21 protein-coding genes are annotated in these 22,649 nt (G+C 36.5%); 8 read left to right on the forward strand and 13 right to left on the reverse strand.

Features of this window, described 5'->3' with window-relative positions; genetic code table 11:
- Window positions 1-23 precede the first annotated feature (23 nt).
- The 12 genes from ACFO5T_RS07025 to ACFO5T_RS07080 all read right to left on the reverse strand — a co-directional run bounded on the left by ACFO5T_RS07025 (window position 24) and on the right by ACFO5T_RS07080 (window position 12,484).
- Window positions 24-1,109, reverse strand: a complete 1,086-nt coding sequence (locus ACFO5T_RS07025; RefSeq protein ID WP_380033177.1) for a glycosyltransferase WbsX family protein — start codon at window positions 1,107-1,109, stop codon at window positions 24-26.
- Window positions 1,093-1,956: a glycosyltransferase family 2 protein gene (locus ACFO5T_RS07030; RefSeq protein ID WP_380033547.1), complete on the reverse strand. Its 864-nt coding sequence runs from the start codon at window positions 1,954-1,956 to the stop codon at window positions 1,093-1,095. The genes ACFO5T_RS07025 and ACFO5T_RS07030 overlap by 17 nt, the downstream gene beginning before the upstream one ends.
- Before the next feature lie 73 nt (window positions 1,957-2,029).
- Window positions 2,030-2,809: a glycosyltransferase family 2 protein gene (locus ACFO5T_RS07035; protein WP_380033179.1), complete on the reverse strand. Its 780-nt coding sequence runs from the start codon at window positions 2,807-2,809 to the stop codon at window positions 2,030-2,032.
- Window positions 2,810-2,812: 3 nt separating this feature from the next.
- A complete protein-coding gene (locus tag ACFO5T_RS07040) occupies window positions 2,813-3,673 on the reverse strand; it encodes a glycosyltransferase family 2 protein (RefSeq protein WP_380033181.1) in 861 nt (286 codons plus the stop codon).
- Complete coding sequence (locus tag ACFO5T_RS07045) at window positions 3,673-4,452, reverse strand: glycosyltransferase family 2 protein (protein WP_380033183.1); 780 nt, start codon at window positions 4,450-4,452, stop codon at window positions 3,673-3,675. The genes ACFO5T_RS07040 and ACFO5T_RS07045 overlap by 1 nt, the downstream gene beginning before the upstream one ends.
- Window positions 4,453-4,474: 22 nt before the next feature.
- Window positions 4,475-5,413, reverse strand: coding sequence for a glycosyltransferase family 2 protein (locus ACFO5T_RS07050; RefSeq protein WP_380033185.1), 939 nt, complete (start codon window positions 5,411-5,413; stop codon window positions 4,475-4,477).
- A 9-nt stretch (window positions 5,414-5,422) separates the two neighbouring features.
- Window positions 5,423-6,307, reverse strand: coding sequence for an FkbM family methyltransferase (locus ACFO5T_RS07055; protein ID WP_380033188.1), 885 nt, complete (start codon window positions 6,305-6,307; stop codon window positions 5,423-5,425).
- Window positions 6,308-6,309: 2 nt separating this feature from the next.
- Window positions 6,310-7,557 (reverse strand): ABC transporter ATP-binding protein, encoded by a 1,248-nt coding sequence (locus ACFO5T_RS07060; protein ID WP_380033190.1) that lies wholly within the window; start codon window positions 7,555-7,557, stop codon window positions 6,310-6,312.
- Between the two features lie 6 nt (window positions 7,558-7,563).
- Window positions 7,564-8,379, reverse strand: a complete 816-nt coding sequence (locus ACFO5T_RS07065) for a polysaccharide pyruvyl transferase family protein (protein WP_380033192.1) — start codon at window positions 8,377-8,379, stop codon at window positions 7,564-7,566.
- On the reverse strand, window positions 8,379-9,251 hold the full coding sequence (locus ACFO5T_RS07070) for an ABC transporter permease (protein WP_380033194.1): 873 nt from the start codon (window positions 9,249-9,251) through the stop codon (window positions 8,379-8,381). The genes ACFO5T_RS07065 and ACFO5T_RS07070 overlap by 1 nt, the downstream gene beginning before the upstream one ends.
- 5 nt (window positions 9,252-9,256) lie before the next feature.
- On the reverse strand, window positions 9,257-11,695 hold the full coding sequence (locus tag ACFO5T_RS07075) for a GumC family protein (RefSeq protein ID WP_380033196.1): 2,439 nt from the start codon (window positions 11,693-11,695) through the stop codon (window positions 9,257-9,259).
- A gap of 3 nt (window positions 11,696-11,698) precedes the next feature.
- Entirely contained in the window at window positions 11,699-12,484 is a 786-nt protein-coding gene (locus tag ACFO5T_RS07080; protein ID WP_380033198.1) for a polysaccharide biosynthesis/export family protein, read from the reverse strand.
- 267 nt (window positions 12,485-12,751) lie between these two features.
- On the opposite strand from ACFO5T_RS07080, the gene ACFO5T_RS07085 reads away from it, so the two are divergent.
- The 8 genes from ACFO5T_RS07085 (at window position 12,752) to ACFO5T_RS07120 (ending at window position 21,969) form a co-directional block, all read left to right on the forward strand.
- Window positions 12,752-14,671, forward strand: a complete 1,920-nt coding sequence (locus tag ACFO5T_RS07085) for an ABC-F family ATP-binding cassette domain-containing protein (RefSeq protein WP_380033200.1) — start codon at window positions 12,752-12,754, stop codon at window positions 14,669-14,671.
- Window positions 14,672-14,888: 217 nt separating this feature from the next.
- Entirely contained in the window at window positions 14,889-15,503 is a 615-nt protein-coding gene (locus tag ACFO5T_RS07090; protein ID WP_380033202.1) for an O-methyltransferase, read from the forward strand.
- Between the two features lie 125 nt (window positions 15,504-15,628).
- Window positions 15,629-16,318, forward strand: coding sequence for an ABC transporter ATP-binding protein (locus tag ACFO5T_RS07095; RefSeq protein ID WP_038600050.1), 690 nt, complete (start codon window positions 15,629-15,631; stop codon window positions 16,316-16,318).
- A gap of 125 nt (window positions 16,319-16,443) precedes the next feature.
- Complete coding sequence (locus ACFO5T_RS07100) at window positions 16,444-16,632, forward strand: hypothetical protein (RefSeq protein WP_298352397.1); 189 nt, start codon at window positions 16,444-16,446, stop codon at window positions 16,630-16,632.
- 21 nt (window positions 16,633-16,653) lie between these two features.
- Window positions 16,654-17,229 carry a cob(I)yrinic acid a,c-diamide adenosyltransferase gene (locus ACFO5T_RS07105; RefSeq protein WP_035328013.1) on the forward strand — a complete coding sequence of 192 codons (576 nt, stop codon included), beginning with the start codon at window positions 16,654-16,656 and terminating at the stop codon, window positions 17,227-17,229.
- Between the two features lie 176 nt (window positions 17,230-17,405).
- Window positions 17,406-17,627 (forward strand): DUF2795 domain-containing protein, encoded by a 222-nt coding sequence (locus tag ACFO5T_RS07110; protein ID WP_013751528.1) that lies wholly within the window; start codon window positions 17,406-17,408, stop codon window positions 17,625-17,627.
- A gap of 95 nt (window positions 17,628-17,722) precedes the next feature.
- Entirely contained in the window at window positions 17,723-21,085 is a 3,363-nt protein-coding gene (gene secA, locus ACFO5T_RS07115) for a preprotein translocase subunit SecA (protein ID WP_380033206.1), read from the forward strand.
- Between the two features lie 65 nt (window positions 21,086-21,150).
- The gene (locus tag ACFO5T_RS07120; protein ID WP_380033208.1) at window positions 21,151-21,969 is read left to right on the forward strand and encodes a Cof-type HAD-IIB family hydrolase; all 819 of its coding nucleotides are present in this window, start codon (window positions 21,151-21,153) and stop codon (window positions 21,967-21,969) included.
- Here the strand turns inward: ACFO5T_RS07120 and ACFO5T_RS07125 are convergent.
- The gene (locus ACFO5T_RS07125) at window positions 21,941-22,624 is read right to left on the reverse strand and encodes a peptidoglycan DD-metalloendopeptidase family protein (protein WP_380033210.1); all 684 of its coding nucleotides are present in this window, start codon (window positions 22,622-22,624) and stop codon (window positions 21,941-21,943) included. The genes ACFO5T_RS07120 and ACFO5T_RS07125 overlap by 29 nt on opposite strands.
- Between the last annotated feature and the right edge of the window lie 25 nt (window positions 22,625-22,649).

Below are 22,649 nucleotides of genomic sequence, written 5' to 3' on the forward strand. Positions count from 1 at the left end.
GGCTTTATTGTAGGTAAATTAGATTATTTCAGTGCTTTATATGTCTCTTCTAGATACTGTTTACCCCACTTTTGACAAGGCTCTAAGTGATTTCCTTCAGCCCACTCATTCCAAGCATTTATAAATAGATAATTTTCTGGCATTTTTTGCCAAGGATAATTTAAAACGATATGCTTTAACCATTTTGCATATTTCTGCGGAGTTGAATTATGTAAAGCAAAATAATTCTTTTTTCGTCTAGCGGTATTATCCCACATAGGAGTTATTCCAGGATAGACCTTTGATTTAAACTCAGTATTTATCTGTAAATCAACAAACTGTTCATAATCATAAAATAACTCATAACGATTATCTATAGTCCATTTAAATTTACGTAGTAATGCGGTAGTATACCTCTTAAATAGATTATTTTTAATACTGGAAGGTCTATTACTAAAATTAGGCTGAAAGTCATAAGAAAAATCAAACCCTCCTTCTCCAAGAAGCGACTGGTTTTTTTCTCCTAGCGCGTACCCCAAATAGATGTCAGAAAAACCTGCCGCCTTAACCTCCTCTCGCCATATCGCTATTGTTTTTTTAATATCAGGAAACAAGTTAGGTCGGTATATAATAAATACGGGTTTTCCATTAGATTTTATGTAGCGATCATCTTTAAAGTATTTTATCAATTCCCTAATATGTAGTAAATCATCTTCGTGCGAATACTTTTGCTCTAAAAGAATATTCTTTTCCCCACCGTCCCAAACTCTTGTCCAGTTCTCATTTGCCCAACATAACATAAAAGGAAAATCTTCCTTAACGTTTTTAAGTTTACGCTCTAATGGTGTTTCTAGTATACGTTTTCCATTAAACCAATAGTGATAATAACAAAATCCGAATATTCCATTAGCACGAGCCAGATTCTCTTGTGCAATCCTTGCCTCCTCAAGTCTTAAGTCATAAAAACCAAGATCTGCTGGTAAATGAGGTTGATAATGTCCATCAAAAAAAGGCTTTGCTTTAGAAACATTAGTCCATTCGGTAAAACCATTACCCCACCATTCATTATTTTCTTTAATGGGGTGAAATTGCGGTAAATGAATAGCGATTGCTTTAATTTCCTTTGACATTCTTGTACTTACTTATAATTTTACGGTATAACCGCTTAGGGTATTTAATCAAAAGCGGCTCTCTACCTCTTCTTAAAATTTCTCTCCTTTTTTTTAATAAAACTCTTGCGTATTCAGGCTGTTTATTATTCTTAAAAAACTCTTCTAAAAGTCGTATGGCTTGCAAAAAGCCATTCTTCATTTTAAAATAGTCTTGTGTCATTGAGTAAGGATGGATTCTATACTCTGCTAGTATCTCCCTGTTAAAACTAACCTTTTGAGAATAATAAAAATACTTCACCCAAAACACCCAATCTTCGTGATTATCAAGCGACTCATCAAAAGTTAAAGTATTATCAAATAGAATATCATTTCTAAATAAGGCAGTATGGCAAGGTATTGACAACTTAGACTCCCAATTGAGTATAACACTATTAACCAAATTATTAGGAGATACAAAAGGAGTCAAATATCTATGGACTACATCTTGATTTGTCTCATTATCAAATGGTCTGTAATCACAAATACAGATATCTGTATTATTTAAATTAACAAGTTGCTTCTCAAACTTAGTAGGAATAAGCAAGTCATCAGAATCTAACAATTGAATGTAAGTGCCCTGCGCAAGTTTAAGTCCGTAGTTGCGTGCACTGCTTAACCCGCCGTTATCTTTTTTAAAATATTTAAATCTATCATCTTTAATCACCCATTTATGAGCTACAGCGGCAGTCTCATCTGTACTACCATCATCAATGATTAAGCACTCCCAACTTTTCTCTGTTTGAAGAAAAACAGAATCAAGTGTTTCATCAAGAAACATTGCTTGATTGTAAGAAGGTATTATGATTGATATTTTAATAATTTGTATTTAAAAATTATACTATTTTCTATTGAAAAGACATAGGAAAAACATACAGCACTACTGAAGATTATTTATATATCTAAAACTTTTTTGGTTTATTAAAGCAAAACTTTATAGTATAAACAAAGCGCCTTATGGCATACCATAAATCAACAACTAGGGCTTTTTTAAGCCTCCATCCAGTAGCAATAAAACCTTTACCAGCAGAAAGGATACTTACATCTTTATGCCAAAGCTGATAATTGCCTACTAAATCATTCTTCCACCTAAAAAATTGCTGCTTTTTTGTTCTGTGTATTTCATAACTAAAGATAGCAGGTGCAAACTCAATATCAAACCCTGCATTAACCACTCTTTTTGTCCACTCCTTATCTTCGAATGTAGCGACATCTTCTCTAAATGGATACTCATCCCAAACTTTTTTACTAAAAGCAGAACCCGAGAATATTAACCCTGATTTATTAGGGTCAGTATTTGCACTTATTTTATTTATGTAATTTCTATAATCATTTGGGCTATGCAAGCAACGTACACCAGCCAGGTTATTATTTGATTCAAATCTATCTTTTATTGTTTTAAAAAAATCGTGACTCACGGGATATGAATGCGCACTAAATATTACGACTATAGAAAATTGAGCTTTACTAGCAGCAAAGTTTGCACTACCACCATAACTAAATTCTTTTATAGTTTCAAAGCGTGCATTATATCTAGCGGTTATCTCCTTACTTCTATCTGTAGATAAATTATCTACTACTATGATTTCAGAAATATCTTCACTGTATCGCTGTGTCAGGTTTTTTAATAAAAACTCCAGTGCTACTTCTTGATTTTTATTACGTATAACAACAGATATCATAAGCTATTTATTTTTTGATTTATTTAATTTGGCAATAAATCTAAAAGGCTTTGTTACAGCTTTTCCTATTCTATATTCAAGAGATTTTTTTAAATTATCCTCACTAGCTTTATGTTTTTTAATTAAATAAAAAACATAATCCATAGTTGTATCAAACTTATTTATATAAACCTCAGAGTGCTTTTTATAAATATATTTTGTTACTGATTCTAGATGATTTGCAACTGTATTGGTTAACATTGACGCTGCAGCTTTACGATAGTAAAAAAGGAACTCAGGGACAATTTTAAATTCTGCTCCATCCTTTAAAATAGAAATCCAAAAATCCCAATCTTCAAAGCCATCTTTCATACTTTCATCATAGCCTCCTACCCGATTCCAAGATTCCTTTCTATATAAAGATGTTGCCATTATCATATTTTCATATAATAGAGCATCTATTGTTGTACCCGTGGGTTTTCTTGTATTTACTACATTATCAATAGTATTTCTAAAAAAAATACTATAACAAGTAACTACTTCTATACCGTCATTATTTTCTATTACTGGTAAGAGCTTTTGTAAATAGTCTTGATGTATCAAATCATCTGCATCTAGTGGAAGGATAAAATCTCCACGACTTATCGATATACCTGCATTACGAGCGCTAGATAAACCACCATTAGGTTTTTTTATATACTTAAACCTTGCATCTTTTGCACACCACTTTTGAGCTACTTCTTCTGTATTATCTGGGCTACCATCATTTACTATAATACACTCCCAAGCGTCAAAAATCTGATTTAAAACAGATTGCAAGCTGTCATTTAAAAAATGAGCCTGATTATAACAAGGTACTATTATAGAAACTTTAGGGCTATTCATTAAAATTTGTTTAGAAACTTAAGCTTCACAAGTAAACTTATAATCCTTGATTTTTTAAAACTATTAAGTGTTTTTCTCATATGTAAGGTATCATTAACATCTTGATAAAATGCTGTATACTCCTTACTCAAAACTTCAGTACGCTCATTATTTTTTAGGTCATAATTTTTTGGATCAGAACTCATTCCTCCTATGTAGAATGTAGTTATAGTTTCGGATACTTTTTTGGAAGATAACTGATATCTACATATGGCATCTATAAAAAATTTCCAGTCTGACACTATCTTAAATTCTTCTCTGTAGGTTCCCGCTTTCGCGAAAGCGGTCTTCTTTATAAAAGTAGCTGGGTGAGGTAATGTATCCTCTACAAAATAAGAAAATGACAAACGACTAGGATAGGTCTTTGTAAAGTCACGTGAGCCTTCTACCACGTGAAGGTTAAAATAAATTATATGCTCTCCTAATAAATGGGTTAAAGCGCGTTGTAAGGACTGCTCATTTATAAAATGATCACCTGCATTAAGGAATAGCAAGTACTCGCCTGAAGCTTGCTCAATCCCTTTATTCATAGCATTATAAACACCTTTATCAGGTTCACTCACCCAGTATGAGAAACTATCCTGATGTTTTTTTATATACTCAACACTTGCATCTGTAGATCCTCCATCAATGATGATATGCTCAAATTCTTGAAAAGTCTGAGTACGCACGCTCTGAACGGTTTTTTTAAGACCGTTCAGATCATTGTAATTAACTGTGATAATGGAGAGTTTGGGCATTTTAATTTAATAATAAGGTAATTCAATTATAAAATCTTGGAAATAAGCGCTTTCTTAATCTAATAATTGGAAAATACTTTATGGCTAGTATAGATGACATTAACCGTGGGTTTTTGAAAATAAAAGCTATCCAATACCGAGTATAAGCTCCCACTGTCTTTTTCTGTTCGAATTTATGAAACCACTGCCAGTTTAATAGCGTATCTATCTTATCCTTTTTAATTTTATTTTTTAAGGACCAACTCACAAGTGATTCAAAAAGCTTAGGATTATACTCTTTATATATCTCACTCTTGGTAAAAACATTTTCTGTATGAATTCCTCTTTTTGAAACTGGCTCTTCTATATTGCTTGGGTACAAATTGCACACAAGCGCCATTTTAAAGATAATATCTGAATCTTGAGTTACTCTTAGCGTTTCATTAAAATAGCCACTTTTGTCGAATACGGATTTCTTTACAGTGAGACCATTTAAATGTAAGTACCCATATTTACTTGACACAATACCATCAAAGAGTTCCTCTGGTTTCAATCTCTTAGAAAGAGTGTTAGGTTTGAAGTGTATTTTTTCAGAATCTAGTGGTTCTCTATAGAAATGAAACCCAACTGCATTATAAACCCCATCGACATTACTATGGCTAAATACTTGCTCATCACCTTTGAAACGATCTTCAAGATAAAAATCGTCTGCGTCTAAAAAAGCAATATAGTCTTGTGTCGCTTTATGTATTCCTAGATTTCTTGTGGCGCCGCGACCCTTGTTTATTCCATCCTTGTGTTGATACACTTTTAAAATAGGTATAGAAGCCTGTAACTCATTAACTATCTGCAAGGTGCTATCTGTACTACCATCATCTATTACAATCACTTCTCCAACTTGTGACTGATCAAGAGCCGATTGGATTGTTTTTTTTATAAAACGTTCTACGTTGTAGGCTGGTATTATAACTGAAATGAGCATCTCAAAAATTTATTTGCTATTTACACCATAGATGATTCCTGCATTAGGACCTAGACTTCTTGAGAAAACCTGAAATTTGTTTTCTTTAAGTACTTTTTCAATAAAATGAGGACCTTTATCGTGCCACTCTAACATAATTATATCAATGTCCTTTAATAGACCTGTGTGATTTAAATCTTCTATGATTTCATATTCAGCTCCTTCACAATCCATCTTTATAACAATACTACCTAAAGAGTGACGCTCTACAATAGGCCTCAACTGCTTAGATGCATTTTCTATTTGAACCTTTCTTGTTTCATTGTTTTTTAAGTTAGACATCGTCTTGCTTAGTAAACCTCTTACTCCCGTATTACCTTTAAAATGCCTATTGTAAATAAAAGTTTCTTCTCTAGTAGATTTCCCTAAACCTATGTTTTTTATACTACTTAATTTTTCTGAGGGGTTCATCTCAAAATTCATAAGAGCCTGCTTATAGGTGTCTAAAACTGGTTCAAATGAATAAACATTTTTCACATTTTCAAGAGTTGAGAAGAATAGTGAACTAATTCCAATATTTGTTCCTATATCGATTACTGTAGCATCACAAAGAGTACTAAAATTATAGTCATTTGTTAGAAAAACTTCATCTATAATAAAAAACTCCTCTATGGTTTCTACATAAATTTTTAAATCCAAAAACTGCACTAGAAGACCCTTATCTTGAGCCTCTAGTTTAAAATTATCATACCTTGAGTTTAAACGCTCAATATAGGGTTTAGCCCCAAAGAAAAGGTTGAGATTATTTTTTATCTCGTAAATCTGATGGTTCTCCCAAAGCTCCTCTCTAGTTCTTTTTCTTTCTATTCTATACCCCAGACGGCTAATAAACTTATAAATATATTTTTTTAGCATAGTTATATTGAGTCTACTCTACTTATTGAAACATTAGGTATAATTTGTGACTTTACAGTTGTGGTGTTAATACTATCACTATTTACATCTACAATTTGAAATGGCAAGGTGTTTTCTACCCATAAAAGTACGTTCTTAACCTTATCATATACATAAGCGATTATAGTATACTCTCCCATTACTAAGCGAGGGTTTTCTATTTGAATTGTAAACTTATTTGTACCTGGATGTAAAATCATAGGGTTACAACTAACATCCATCCTATAATGAAGGACAAATTCTTCTAACTTGTTTACAACTGCGATATCTATGTAGGCATTTTTAGAAGTTGATAATAAAGAATTTGCACATAAATCAATAGTAAAGTTTTCGTCAAAATGGTAAACACTTTTTTGATGTAGCTTGATATCAAAATTACTATCCAAAGCTTTTATCTCTGAGCTTCTTTTGCTTAAATTCAAATATTTCTCTACCCCTATTATAGCTGGATCACCATCATTATTTACTATTTTACCCTTATCTAAAATGAGTACTCGATTACAGAGGTTTTGTACAGCGGCCATATTGTGACTAACAAAAAGAACCGTTCTGCCTCCAGATTGAGATATATCCTGCATCTTACCTATGGCCTTCTTTTGGAATTCTGCATCACCTACTGCTAGTACCTCATCTACCACAAGAATATCAGGTTCTAAAAAGGCAGCTACCGCAAAGCCTAGCCGCACACGCATTCCACTAGAGTATCTTTTTACAGGTGTATCAATATACATCTTACAACCTGAGAAATCTACTATCTCATCTATTTTACTGCTTATCTCAACTTTTGTCATTCCCAGTATAGCACCATTAAGGTATATGTTTTCTCTACCTGTAAGCTCGGGATGCATTCCAGTTCCTACTTCTAGCAAACTGGCAATTCTACCTCTTGTTTTAATAGAGCCTGTTGTGGGGCTTGTTACTCGTGATAATATCTTAAGCAAGGTCGACTTACCTGCTCCATTTTTACCAATGATTCCTAATATTTCTCCACGCTTAACTTCAAAGTTAATATCTTTAAGTGCCCACACATAATCAGACTTAGATTGTAGAGCCCTGTCATTTTCTGCACCTATCTTCAGATAGGGATCTTTTTTTCCTCTTATTTTATGCCACAATCTATTAATGTCGTGGCTTAACGTGCCAGTCCCTACAAGACCCAATCTGTATTGTTTAGAAATATTTGAAGCTTTTAGAATAATATGATCCTCCATATAAGTCTATTTAAAAGGGCAAACCTCAATAAGTAGTTTTTGAATTTCTTGTATTTTTTCTAAAGAAGGTAAAGATTCCTTATGATTTTTTACGAACATAATTAATTCTTCTTCTTTAAGAGCCACTTCCATAGGTAAAGGTTGATAAGGTTCTAAGTTTACAGACATAAAGTAATCGTGATACTTAACGCCATCCCCTAGAATTTTATCAGACAAACGTATTTGAATAGCAGGAATTTGATAAGCGTGAGACACTATGAGTCCGTGTAGTGAAGACGACAATATAAACTCACAAGACAATAGGTCTCTAGTCGTTTTTTCAATATCATTTGTCATAAAATCAATCACTAAAATATCTTTGTCCTTCGCATATAAATCGAGAGTACTATTATAATCGTTTATATGAGGTACTATACCTACTTTAAATATCTTATTAACTTTAGGGTTAAAATAAGATGGTAATAATAATGCTGGGTCACCATAAACTTCTGGACAAGTATAGTTGAGTTCTTGTAAACGCTTTCGCGAAAGCGGACCTCTTACTGCTAAAAAATGTGCATTAGCAACTTGAGAATCTTTGGCTATTATACCACTTCCCCACACAGTACAATGCGCTCCTATATGATCTAAAATACTACCCACTGTCACATACAGGGGTTTCCAAAAATTTTTTAAATAAAATCTATTAGCTCTTAGCCACTGTACTTCTTTACCAGAAATTTTTTCAACTAGATACTTCCCGATAAGGTCACCATAATTTTCCTTCTTCTTTTTTTGAATATGAACCTCACTCCACCAATACAATCTAATTTTATCTTTCATCACACTGTATCTATAAAATTACGCTCGGTACGATTAAAAATTATAAGTCCTACCAGAAAACATATGACGCCTATTAAAAGACTTATTCCCATCATAGCAAAATTGACTTGTGCCGTACCCAAGAGCAGATTTCTATATAACTCTATTGTTTGTGCTATAGGATTATACTCTATGAGCCAATAATAGTCTGGCAACTTTGCTCGCATCTCTTCTAGAGGATACATAACCCCGCTTACGTACATAAGTAGGTTGATACCAAAAGATACTAATATGGTCAAATCTCGATACTTTGTCGTAAGTGCACTTAAAATCATCCCAACTCCTAGACCTATAAGTGCCATATTGAAAACTAATAACAGACTCAATAAAAAGAATGGAGAGGGTGCTATATCTACACCTTTATAAAAAACAAAATAGAGGTAAAATAAAACAAAGATCAATACCTGAATACTATACTTAAAAAGGCCAGAAATAACTCGTGAAGCCGGTACTATAAACCTAGGAAAGTATACTTTTCCAAAAAGTCCAGCATTTGCCGTAAAGGTTGTGCTACTTGTAGTAAGACACTCCTTAAAATAATTCCATAAGGTTATACCAGCTAGGTTGAATAAAAAAGCAGGAACCGCACCAGTGCTCACGTTACCTATATTATTAAAAATAAGCGTAAAAACAATACTGGTAAACAATGGCTGAATCAAGAACCATAGCGGGCCAAGTATAGTCTGCTTATAAACTGTAACGATATCACGCTTAACAAAAAGCACGAGGAGATCTCTATAACTCCAAATCTCTTTAAAGTTAAGATCAATAAGTTTGCCTTTAGGCTTAATTTCATAAAGCCAGCTATCTTCTGTTATCGTATTACGGCTCATAAATCTTAGTTGCGCCTAGTAAACAGCTTTTTAAACCTGCCTAAGATACCCGTAGGTGCATCATCCTCGTGGTAGCCATTATTATAAGTCCCGTAACCATAGCCATAACCGTAGCCATATTTTCGTTTTTGCTGGAAATAGTTAAGTACAAAACTTATGTGTGTCACCTCTTCTCTTTGATACTTCTCATTAACAAGACCTAGCATATCCTTACGAGTATAACCTTGACGTACCATATATAGCGAAGCATCTGCATATGGCATCAGTTCAAATGCATCAGACACTAACCCTAATGGAGGCGTGTCAAATACAATATAATCATACTCTTGTTTAAGAGTATCAATAAACTCACCCATAGCATCACTTATGATAAGTTCAGAAGGGTTAGGCGGGATAGGCCCAGAAAGAATAACGTCTAGATGATTAATACCAGATTTCTGCTTTACCTCATCCAGCGTAGCATCGCCTATCAAGTAATTAACTACACCTTTATCATTTTCTAACTCAAAATCGTCAAATATTTTTGGCTTCCTTAAATCGAGTCCTACCAGTACTGTTTTCTTTTCGCTTAAAGCGAAAACCGAAGCAAGATTCATTGAAGTAAATGTCTTTCCTTCACCACTTACACTAGAAGTTACTAAAACCGTTTTTGCTCCCTCCACACCACGCTTCTTATACATAAACTGCAACCCAGATCGCAACCCTCTAAAAGCCTCTGCCATTGCAGAACGTGGATAATCTCTCACAACAAGACCAGAGGAACGCTTACTCTTCCCTATTGTGCCTAAAATAGGAATGCTAGAGCGTTTCTTCACATCTTCTGGAGTTCCTACTTTTGTGTCTAAAAAGAAGATAATAAGCACAAATGCAATGGGAATTACCATACCAAATACGCCTGCTAGTACCTTGTTTAGTTTTGTATTAGGACCTATAGGTCCCTTCCCAACATCTTTTGCTCTATCTATAAATAGAATATCAGATACATTTGAAGCTTTTATAATCTCTGCCTCGCTACGTTTTTCTGTATACAGGTTATAGGCTTCTTGACTTATTGTAAAGCGTCTTTGTATTTCGGCTAGTTCTTGTTCTTCTTTTGGAAACTGTTTTAATTTTCCTTGAGCCTGCCCTATCTGTCTATTAAGGCTAGATATTTGTGCTTTGATTAGCCGGTTACTTGACTTTATATTTTCAAAAAGAACCTCTTTTTCGGCATCTATACGTCTGTCTAAATCTCTAAAAGCTGGGTTACCCTCCTTTGCTGTATAGGCTAGGTTACTGCGTTGTAATGCTAGTTGTACAATATTTGCCACCCCAGCGGTAATGCTACCTTCATCTATAAGGGATACAGAAGGAGCAGGCACATTTGTATAATCTGTACGTGTGCGTAGGTAATCTTCTAGTTGCTTGTAATAAACTAGCTGTCGTGACAGACCGTCTTTCTCATTATCAAGGTCTTGTAAAGCAATACTTATTTGCTCTGCACCACCAGAAAGTGTCACAGCACTATTTTTATTTTGAAACTTATTTAGATCTTCTAAGGCCTTATCAAGATCTACATTGCTAGTTTTAAGACTACTATCTATATACTTTATGGTCTTTGTTGCAAATAGATTTTTCTGCCTTAATTGTTCTTCGGTACGCACTTGTACACTAGCATTTAAGTAATCTATAAGGCGTTTTTTATTTGTGCCTACCAGGCTTAATTCTAATGTAGAGCTCCCTCGCGGAGTTTGAGTTACTCCTATACCTCTATATCTTCCTGCGGTACCATTAAAATTGCCTAGACTTACAAAATACTCTTGCCCTTCTTGAGGATAAACATCTGTAGGTAATAAAGTTGCTTTTAAAAATGGGGTATTGATAGTATCTCCTAGTTGAAATACTTCATCATAGTCCGCATTAGGAGCTGTGATAGATGAGGGTTTAAGCGTAGAATAGTTGAACAAAGGGGCTGTACCACCCGCAAAAGGAATTTTCACTCTTATGTTTCCATTACCTTCATCTATAAAGGTCATACGCTTACCATATAACTGCGGGAATGAGTCATTGAGTTTTAAAGTAAATGGTGTGTAACCATATACATCTTCTATATTGTACTTGCCTTGCCTTTGGTAATTAGTGTAAAATTGTAAATACTGTACTACTCGCTCTGCGTGTGTACGCGATTTAAGCATTATAATACTGGTCTGGACTTTATCTGTAGTTCCTCCCCAGTTAAATACAAGACTGGTATTACCCCCAAACATTTGGTTTTGATCATCTTTAATGGAGATCAAGCTGGTCTCTCTATAAATTGGGACTTTGCGCACATTGATATAGCGAGCTATAGAAAATGTGATGGCTAGACATATTAAAAACAGCCACCAGTAACTAAGTAACCTGTATAAGAAGCCCTTAAAATCAAAAAAACTTCCAGAACTCTGTTGGTCAAACTCTTCTTCCATCTTCTATCGTGTTGCTAGTAAAATAACAGAAGCTAGTGTTGTGACTAGTCCCAGTATGGTGGTAAAGGCCTGTAGGCCGGTAGTACCTATCCCTATCGCTTTTTGTGGCAATGGGTTTACGGTAATAATATCGTTAGGTTGTATGTAGTAATAAGGTGACTGCATTACGTCTATTTGAGTCAGGTCTATGTGATGTACGCGTTGTCCACCTGGGTACTGTCTTATAATGAGTACATCTGTAAGATCTCCCGTGATAGGTACTCCACCAGCGTTTGCAATAGCTTCTAGTATAGTCACTTTTTCGGCAAGTACGTTTTGCGTTCCTGAGCTCCCTATTTCTCCTACTAGCGTGTATCTTATACCTGGTAGCTTTACCGTAACAAAGAGATCTGCTTCATCTTTTATATAATCTGCTAGTAATCGTTGCTCTATAATGTCACGTATTTCTTCGGTTGTTCTGCCTAGTACGTTTATCTCTCCTAGTTCTGGCACACGTATATTACCGTGAGTATCTATAGCAAAGCCGTCGTAATAAAAACCCTCGTTAAGCGATACGCCATCTTCTCCAGATGGGTTAAAAAACTCAACAAGTTGCTGGTCTAGTGCCTTAAGACGTATACTTAATATATCACCTACTTGAACTCTGTATGGAGGTTGCTGTTGTTGTAGCGAGACTATACTATCTGTAGCGGTCTCATTTTCTTGAAGATATGTGATATCCTTGAGAGGTACACAAGATGCTGTACTCGCCATAATCACGAGTATCAATAATAATAATGGGTATCTCATTTAAGTTGTGTTAGGCTCACAAATATAGACTTTCATCGATAAAAATAAAACTTTCACAGAGAGGTGTGTATTTCATCGCTTAAAATTTTCCAAAAAAGTATCAATAATCGGTGAGAGAGCATCTCGTAAAACGCTATAGTTCTTTTGGGAAGCCTTATTTTTGCTTTCGCGAAAGCGTAAAAAAAACCTTTATCATATCTATAGTTTACAGATTTACACTGTGCTATATCATAAAAGATGCAGCATACCGCATCCACACAACACACAATGAATTACCTCTCTGTAGAAAACGTATCAAAATCATTTGGTGAACGCCACCTTTTTAAAGACATCGCTTTTGGAATTAATAAGGACCAAAAAATAGGTTTTGTTGCCAAAAACGGTACAGGTAAAACCTCACTCCTTAATATCATTGCTGGTCTTGAATCGCCAGATGATGGGCAGGTTGTGAGCAGAAAGGGTATTACCATCTCTTTCTTACCACAAGAACCAGACTTAGACCCAAGCCTCACGATAGAAGAAACCATATTTGCAGGAGATAATCCTATTCTTAAAACCATTACAAACTATGAGAAGGCACTTCTCCATATGGAAGAGGCAGATGCTTATCAAAAAGCCTTTGATGCTATGGAGGCAGCACAAGCTTGGGATTTTGAGACGCAGTATAAACAGATTCTTTTTAAGCTTAAGCTAGACGACCTAGGTCGTAAGGTTGAGTTACTAAGTGGTGGACAAAAGAAACGCCTCGCACTTGCCCAGATGATGCTTACTAAACCTGATCTGGCTATTCTAGATGAACCTACTAACCACCTTGACCTAGAGATGATAGAGTGGCTCGAGGATTATTTTAGAACAGAAAACATCACGCTTTTTATGGTTACACACGACCGTTACTTTTTAGAAAACGTGTGTAATGAGATTGTAGAGCTAGAAAATGGAAAACTCTATAACTATAAAGGTAACTATGCTTACTATCTAGAAAACAAAGATGCTCGCGTTGCTGCCTGGGAGGCAGAAACGGGTAAAGCAAAACAGCTATATAAAAAAGAACTGGAGTGGATGCGCCGCCAGCCTAAAGCACGTACCACAAAGTCAAAATCTCGTATAGACGACTTTGCAGAGATAAAATCACGTGCTCACGAGCGCCGCAATGATCACACCGTACAGCTAGAAATTAATATGGAGCGTATGGGGAGTAAAATCCTTGAGTTTCATAATGTAGGTAAATCATATGGGGATCTCACCTTACTCAACAAGTTTGAGTATGTTTTTAAAACGGGTGAGCGTGTAGGTATCATTGGTAAAAATGGTACTGGTAAAACTACATTTCTTAATATAATGACCGGTGCACTACCTCCAGATTCTGGAAAGGTGATTGTGGGCGACACGGTAAAATTTGGTTATTACACTCAGAAAGGAATCGCCATAAAAGAGGGTCAGAAGGTGATAGATGTTATAAAGGAGTTTGGAGATCACATCCCTCTTAAAAAAGGACGTACCATCTCTGCTGGCCAACTATTAGAACGTTTCTTGTTTGACCGTAAGAAGCAGTATGACTTTGTAGAGCGACTAAGTGGTGGGGAGCGCAAGCGACTCTATCTATGTACTGTTTTTATTCAGAATCCTAACTTTTTAATTCTAGATGAGCCTACAAATGATCTAGATGTAGTAACGCTCAACGTGCTTGAGCAATTTCTATTAGATTTCCCAGGGTGTCTAGTGGTGGTTTCTCACGACCGTTATTTTATGGATAAAATAGTAGACCACCTCTTTGTTTTTAAAGGAGATGCCGTGGTAGAAAACTTCCCGGGTAACTACTCAGATTTTAGAGCATACGAGGGTGGGATAAGTAACGCTTTCGCGAAAGCAGAAAAAGAACAAGTACAGCAAGAAAACAAGCAAAAATTTGAAGCATCTGTTACTCAAACAGCAAGTGACACCAAAAGCTGGAAAGAAAAACAGCACAAAGGAGCACTCTCTTTTAATGAGCAAAAGGAGCACGCAAAACTAGAACGTGAGATTGCAAAGCTAGAGAGACAAAAGGAAGAAAAACAAAAAGTGTTTTTAAATCCTGATCTCTCTCAAGATGAGATCACAGAAGAGAGCATAAAACTTCAAAAAATAATAGACGACATAGAGGCAAAAGAAGAACGCTGGTTTGAACTGAGCTCAAAAATGGAAGAGTAACCCTTATCCAAACACCTGTAAACCCTCTGTTTTAAAAACACTAGTTATCGCAAATAATAATAGTTTACATACTGCGCTTGCATACATAAAATGGCTACCTAAAACCTTTCATCTACACGGGATACACTCCCCTTTTATATTCAAACTAGAAAAGGAAGTATTACGAGGAAAGAGTGACCCTAGCATCTCACAACAGTTATACGCCTATAAAAGGTCATTGCTAGATAACCAGCAAACCATCACAGTAACAGATTATGGTGCTGGCTCACGCGTATTTAAATCTGCCGAAAGAAAAATAAAGGACATCGCCACCTATGCTGGAGCAACTCATAAACGCATTTTATTACTCCAGCGGCTTATTGCCTACTTTCAGCCTCAAGAGGTACTAGAGCTAGGTACCTCACTAGGTATTGCGACTGCAGCACTAGCTATAAAGAGTAATGCCCAAGTTACAAGTATAGAAGGCTGCCCTCAGACGGCTCAAATAGCACAACAAGAGCTAGATAATGCCGGTATAAAAAACGTGAAAATTTGCGTAGGCGACTTTACTACAGAGCTAGATAACCACATTGAGAAAAATTTTGACTTCATATACTTTGATGGTAATCACGCCAGAGACGCTACTATAAACTATGTAAATAAACTTCTAATTACTGTAAACGATGGGAGTGTATGGGTTTTTGACGACATACACTGGTCGCAAGAAATGACAGAAGCCTGGGAGTATATAAAAGCACTACCACAAGTAACTGCTACGGTAGATGCATTTTATTTTGGAATGGTATTTTTTAAACCCAAACAAGCCAAAGAAGATTTTTACATCAAGTTATAATTGAAGATAATCTATACGATTATAACTGCGGTTAAATCAAGCATCTTTACATCTTACTTACATTTTTAAGTAAATTGTGTAACAAATTGTGTGTAACATCTTCTAATAGCAAACTAAACACATCTATGGGTAACCTCATTAAAATAAGAAACATCATACGCGACTTCCCTCTAGGAAACGAAATTGTACACGTACTTAAAGGTATAGATCTAGATATAGACAAGGGCGAGTATGTAGCGTTTATGGGACCTTCTGGGTCTGGTAAATCTACATTAATGAATCTCTTAGGGTGTCTTGATACTCCTACAGCAGGATCTTATGTTCTTAATGGTCGAGATGTAAGCCAGATGAGTGATGATGAGCTTGCAGATGTACGTAATACAGAGATAGGTTTTGTTTTTCAAACATTTAACCTATTACCTAGAACAACAGCTTTAGATAACGTCGCACTACCTATGGTATATGCTGGGTTATCAAAATCTGCTCGTAATAAAAGAGCCGAAGAGGTTCTTACAGATGTGGGCCTTGCAGACCGTATGGACCATAAACCTAACCAGCTTTCTGGAGGGCAGCGCCAGCGTGTAGCCGTAGGTCGTGCACTTGTAAATAAACCGTCTATCATACTTGCAGATGAGCCTACGGGTAACTTAGACTCAAAAACAGGGGTTGAGATTATGGCACTCTTTGACGCTATACACGCAGCAGGTAACACAGTGATCCTGGTTACACACGAAGAAGATATTGCAGAGCACGCGCATAGAGTGATACGCCTTAGAGATGGAGTTATAGAGAGCGATGTAAAAAATAAAAAGTAACTAGATCCTACTCAAAAAAACTATTTTAAAACGCCACTTGCTGGCGTTTTTTTGTTTTACATACTTACCACTTTTCAAAGAAGAATCATATCCTTTTTTTTATCTTCACGACACAATAACAAACTATGGACTTTTTTAACAACCTCTCTCCTATCACACAGATACTTGTAAGTATCATAGGGGTTGCCGTTTTATTCTTACTAGTTTTTGCAAATACAAAACGTAATACCACAAAGCAACGTGGGAGAAGAACGCGCAACTTTAATGAAGGTTTTCAAAAAAAACGCAAGGAAAGAGAAAAAGAACAACAATAACAGCATACAACTTCATCACAAATGAAAGTATACACAAAAACTGGTGACGCCGGTACTACAGCCTTATTTGGCGGCACGCGAGTCCCAAAACATCATATAAGAATAGACAGCTACGGCACTGTAGATGAGCTTAACTCATTTATAGGCCTCATACGTGATCAAGAGATTGATGTGCGTAGCAAGGAGATTCTTATTCATATTCAAAACAAACTCTTTACCGTAGGAGCTGTACTCGCTACAGACCCAGAGAAGATGATTCTTAAAAATGGCAAAGAGCGCCTCAATATCCCAAAAATTAATGAAGAAGATATTGAACTACTAGAAAATGAAATAGATAAGATGGAAACAGAACTTCCACCTATGACGCATTTTGTACTCCCCGGAGGTCACACCACCGTGTCACATTGTCACGTAGCACGCACTGTATGTAGGCGCGCAGAGCGTTTGGCCACAGCGCTTTACGAGCTAGAGCCGTTTGATAAGCATACACTTAAATACCTTAACCGCCTTTCTGACTACCTATTTGTGCTGGCACGAAAGTTGTCAAAAGACTTACAAGCAGATGAGGTTAAATGGATACCTACCAAGCTAGATTAAGAGTACCGAATACAGAAAACAATTATTGAGAGGTATCTCGCTTTCGCGAAAGCGTAATTATACTCTCTACAAGGTCTGAAAGCCACGTTCTTACATTTATTTTGAAATAATCTTCAATTCACTTGCATTTCTGCTTAGAAAAATTATTTTTGCACAAATTAAAAAACACAAATGCTATGTACTGGACACTTGAACTAGCTTCTTACCTAAGTGACGCGCCTTGGCCTGCTACTAAAGATGAGTTGATCGATTATGCGATTAGAACTGGAGCACCACTTGAAGTTGTAGAAAATCTACAAGCTATCGAAGACGAAGGTGATTCTTATGATTCTATCGAAGAGATCTGGCCAGACTATCCCTCAGACGAGGATTATCTCTGGAACGAAGACGAATATTAAATATATACCCGTTAAAACACTAAAAAGTCTCTCTATGAGGCTTTTTTTTTGATTAAATTTACGGGTTCAAAATTGACACAAAACAACACCATATTATGGGATTTTTAGATAGTGTATTAAAAATTTTTGTAGGCGATAAGTCTAAACAAGACGTGGGAGCGATTACCCCTATTGTTGAAAAAATTAAAGCACACGAAGCAGCATTAGCAAAGTTATCACTAGATGATTTGAGAAATAAAACAGCAGAGTTTAAGCAAATTCTTGCAACTGCTCTCAAAGAAAACACAGAAGCTACAGAAGCGCTTAAAATAAAAGCCGAAGCTACCGAAGATATAGATGAGCGCGAAGACGTTTACCTAGCGATAGACAAGCTTAAAGACGAGGCTTACGAGATTTCTGAAAAAACACTCTCTGAAATACTTCCAGAAGCATTTGCCGTTGTAAAAGAAACTGCAAAGCGATTTACTAATAATACAAAACTTGAGGTAACTGCCTCAGAGTATGATCGTTTACTTAGTGGTACAAAAGACTATGTAACACTAGAAGGCGATAAAGCCATCTGGTCAAATAGCTGGGATGCCGCTGGTAAAGAAGTAACCTGGGATATGATACACTATGACGTACAGCTCATAGGTGGTGTGGCAATGCACCAAGGTAAAATAGCAGAGATGCAAACGGGTGAAGGTAAAACACTCGTGGCGACGCTACCTGTTTACCTTAACGCACTTACTGGTAATGGTGTACACCTTGTAACAGTAAATGATTACCTAGCTAAGCGTGATAGCGCGTGGATGGCTCCTTTATTCCAGTTTCACGGGATGACTATAGACTGTATAGACTATCACAGACCTAACAGTCCTGAGCGTCGTGCAGCATATGCGGCAGATATTACATATGGTACAAATAACGAATTTGGTTTTGACTACCTACGTGATAATATGTCTCATAAACCAGAAGATCTAGTACAACGCCCACATAACTATGCGATTGTAGATGAGGTAGATTCTGTACTTGTAGATGATGCTCGTACACCACTTATAATATCTGGACCTGTACCTAAAGGTGATGTGCACGAGTTTAATGATCTTAAACCACAAATAGAGAAGATTGTAAACCTACAGCGCCAGGAGCTTGTAAAAGTTTTACCAGAAGCAAAAAAACTTATTGCTGCAGGTGACACAAAAGAAGGTGGTAAACAACTCTTACGTGTATACCGCGGATTACCTAAAAATAAAGCCCTCATAAAATACTTGAGTGAAGAAGGAATACGCCAGTTATTACAAAAGACTGAGAACTTCTATATGCAAGACAATAATCGTGAAATGCATCAAATAGATGAGGCACTATACTTCACGATAGATGAAAAGAACAATCAGATTGAACTTACAGACAGAGGTATCGAGACACTTTCTGGTAAAGACAATCCAGATTTCTTTACAATGCCAGAGATAGGTCTTGAGATAGGAAAAATAGAAGCAAAAGGATTATCACCAGAAGAAGAAGCTACAGAGAAGGAAGAACTCTTTAAAGATTTTGGAATCAAGTCTGAGCGTATTCACACAATGAACCAGCTGCTTAAAGCATACACGTTATTTGAAAAAGATACCGAGTATGTTGTGATGGAAAACAAGGTGATGATTGTAGATGAGCAAACTGGTCGTATTATGGATGGTCGTCGTTACAGTGACGGTCTGCACCAAGCGATTGAGGCAAAAGAAAATGTAAAAATTGAAGATGCTACACAAACTTTTGCAACAGTAACCCTTCAAAACTACTTCCGTATGTATCGCAAGCTATCTGGTATGACAGGTACAGCGGTTACAGAGGCTGGAGAATTCTGGGAGATTTACAAACTAGACGTAGTAGAAATACCTACTAACCGCCCTATTGCAAGAAAAGATAAAGACGACTTAGTTTACAAAACGAAGCGCGAGAAGTATAACGCCGTTATAGATGAAGTTACAGAACTTTCAAAATCTGGACGTCCAGTCTTGATAGGTACAACTTCTGTAGAGATATCAGAATTACTAGGTAAAATGCTTACCCTTCGTAAAATACCTCATAACGTACTTAACGCAAAGCTACATAAACGCGAGGCAGACATCGTTGCAGAGGCTGGTAACCCTGGAGTGGTAACCATTGCAACAAATATGGCAGGTCGTGGTACAGACATTAAGTTATCTGACGAGGTAAAGGCAGCCGGTGGTCTTGCCATAATAGGTACAGAGCGTCACGACTCACGTCGTGTAGATAGACAGCTACGTGGTCGTTCTGGACGTCAAGGAGATCCAGGAAGCTCACAGTTTTATGTATCGCTTGAGGATAACCTAATGCGTTTATTTGGGTCTGAGCGTATTGCAAAGATGATGGATAGAATGGGGCTTAAAGAAGGAGAAGTGATACAACACGGTATGATTTCAAAATCTATAGAGCGCGCACAGAAAAAAGTAGAAGAAAACAACTTTGGAGTTCGTAAGAACTTACTTGAGTATGATGATGTGATGAATATGCAACGTGAGGTTGTATACAAGCGTCGTCGTCACGCACTATATGGAGAGCGTTTACGTGTTGATCTTGCAAATATGATCTATGACACCTCTGAGGTAATTGTAGAGTCAAACAAGCAAGCACAAGACTTTAAGAACTTTGAGTTTGAGCTCATTCGTTATTTCTCTATGACGAGTCCAGTAAGCGAGAGCGACTTTAGCAGTAAGTCTGCAAAAGATCTTACAGACCTCATTTACAAAGCAGCTTTTGATCACTATAAAGAAAAGATGACTAAGAATGCAGACCTTGCCTTCCCTATCATCAAGAGAGTGTATGAAGATCCTAATGCAAAGTTTGAGCGTATCGTGGTACCATTTACAGATGGTACAAAAGAGCTACGTGTGGTTACAAATCTTAAAGAAGCTTACGACTCAGACGGTAAGCAACTAGTGACAGATTTTGAAAAGAACATCACACTTGCCATTATTGATGACGCTTGGAAAACACACCTTCGTAAGATGGATGAGCTTAAGCAAAGTGTACGCCTTGCTGTACACGAGCAAAAAGATCCATTATTAATCTATAAGTTTGAAGCATTTGAGCTTTTCAAAAAGATGATTGATAAGGTTAATAAAGAGGTGATTTCATTCCTATTTAAAGGAGAGATACCTCAGGGTAACCAAGAGCAGGTGAGCGATGCATCACAAATACGTGAGCGCCGTGAAGAAACGCAAACTCAAAAGGAAGAAATTCCAAATATGGATGAGCGTTCTGCACAGGCTAGAGCTGCTGGCAACACACAACCAAAGCAACAACAGGTTACAGAAACTATTGTAAGATCTCAACCTAAAATAGGTCGTAACGACCGTGTTACTATTAAAAATGTAATAAATGGTGAGACAAAAGAAGTAAAGTACAAACAGGCTGAACCACTTATTGCAAAAGGACAATGGGTGATTGTAAACAGCTAGATTGTTTTAATAATTTTCTACATAAGGCGGCTCTCTTTTGAGGCCGCCTTATTATTTTTATAGCTATGAGAGACTCCATACAGCTTTTATGTTCAGATATAGACGGTACGTTACTCAATGCAGACCGATGGTTGAGTGATGCTACTATTTCCGCTTTCGCGAAAGCGGGATTACCCCTCATACTAGCTTCCTCACGCCCACCACAAGCTATGCGCTACCTGCAAGAAGGGCTGGGCAATCTAGGTGAGGCACTTATTGCCTTTAACGGAGGACTTATTATAGGAAAGGATGGAACTATAATAGAAAATAATAGCTACGACACGCAAGTACTGTCTACACTTATCCCACATCATACAAAACATTCTTACAACCTAAGTATTTATAGCAACCAGCACTGGTTTACAGATCAAGAAGATGAGTGGAGCTTACGCGAAATAAACAACACAAGAGCTACTCCTATCTATCAAGCGGCTAGTGAAAGTCTTGACTTTCTTAATAACAAAAAGCTAGGCATACACAAACTAATGTGTATGGGAGCCTCTGAAGAACTTAATAGTCTAGTTGCATTACTAGAACCACTTTATAGTGATAAAGTTCACCTTTATAGATCTAAGGACACCTACCTTGAGATTACCCCAAAATATATAGATAAAGCAAAGGCGCTAGCGGTCTTATTAAAAAAGGAACACAACTTTGGGCTAGAGGCTGTAATGGCTTTTGGCGATAATCATAATGATGATGAGCTTATACGTCGCGTAGGTAAAGGTGTTGCTGTAAGAAATGCTACTCCTACTCTAAAATCACTAGCAGATTATACGAGCCCATTTACTAATAAAGAAGATGCTGTCGCAAAGGCTATTCATAAATTTTTAATAGCAGATTAGGGTCGGGGCAGTTCTTTTTATAAAACTCAAGATCATTTTGGCTTCCTACACCAGGATAGTCACCCTCTTTACCTTGCATATCTATAATTATCTGAAAGTGTAGATGAGGCGCATAATCACCATTTACATCTGGAGTACCTAGAGCGGCAATTACTTCACCAGCCTTTACCTTTTGACCAACTTTTTTATTATGTAAAGATGCTACACTTAAGTGTCCATATAGGGTGTGAAACTCCTGCCCGTCTATGGTGTGCTTTACAATAAGCGTAGGTCCATAATCACCAAAGTTCTTATTGTGTTTAAAGCTATGAATCTCTCCATCTAGGGGACTGACAATACTTTCTCCCGCATTGCACCACAAGTCTATACCAAGATGAATATTGCGCTTATCTCCCGGATCTTGTGCCTGAAAATAATCTGATCTATCATAGAGAGGTCGTTTCTCTAGATAACCGCCATAGGCTACCTTAGAACCACTTATCATAAGATACAACTGTAAAAACTTATGGTGATCATAAGGTCTTGTAAGGAGCTCAACATCTAGCTCATTATTTGACGTAGATAAATCTAGCGGATAGAAGTCTTCTTTTTGAAAAGGAGTGTGGAGAGGAGATGTAAATTCTTTTGTAAGCGCACTAAAAAAACTAGTATCCATTGGTTGTTATTTGTTGCCTAAAAAT

Source organism: Dokdonia genika (genome assembly GCF_042652845.1).
GTDB lineage: Bacteria > Bacteroidota > Bacteroidia > Flavobacteriales > Flavobacteriaceae > Dokdonia > Dokdonia donghaensis.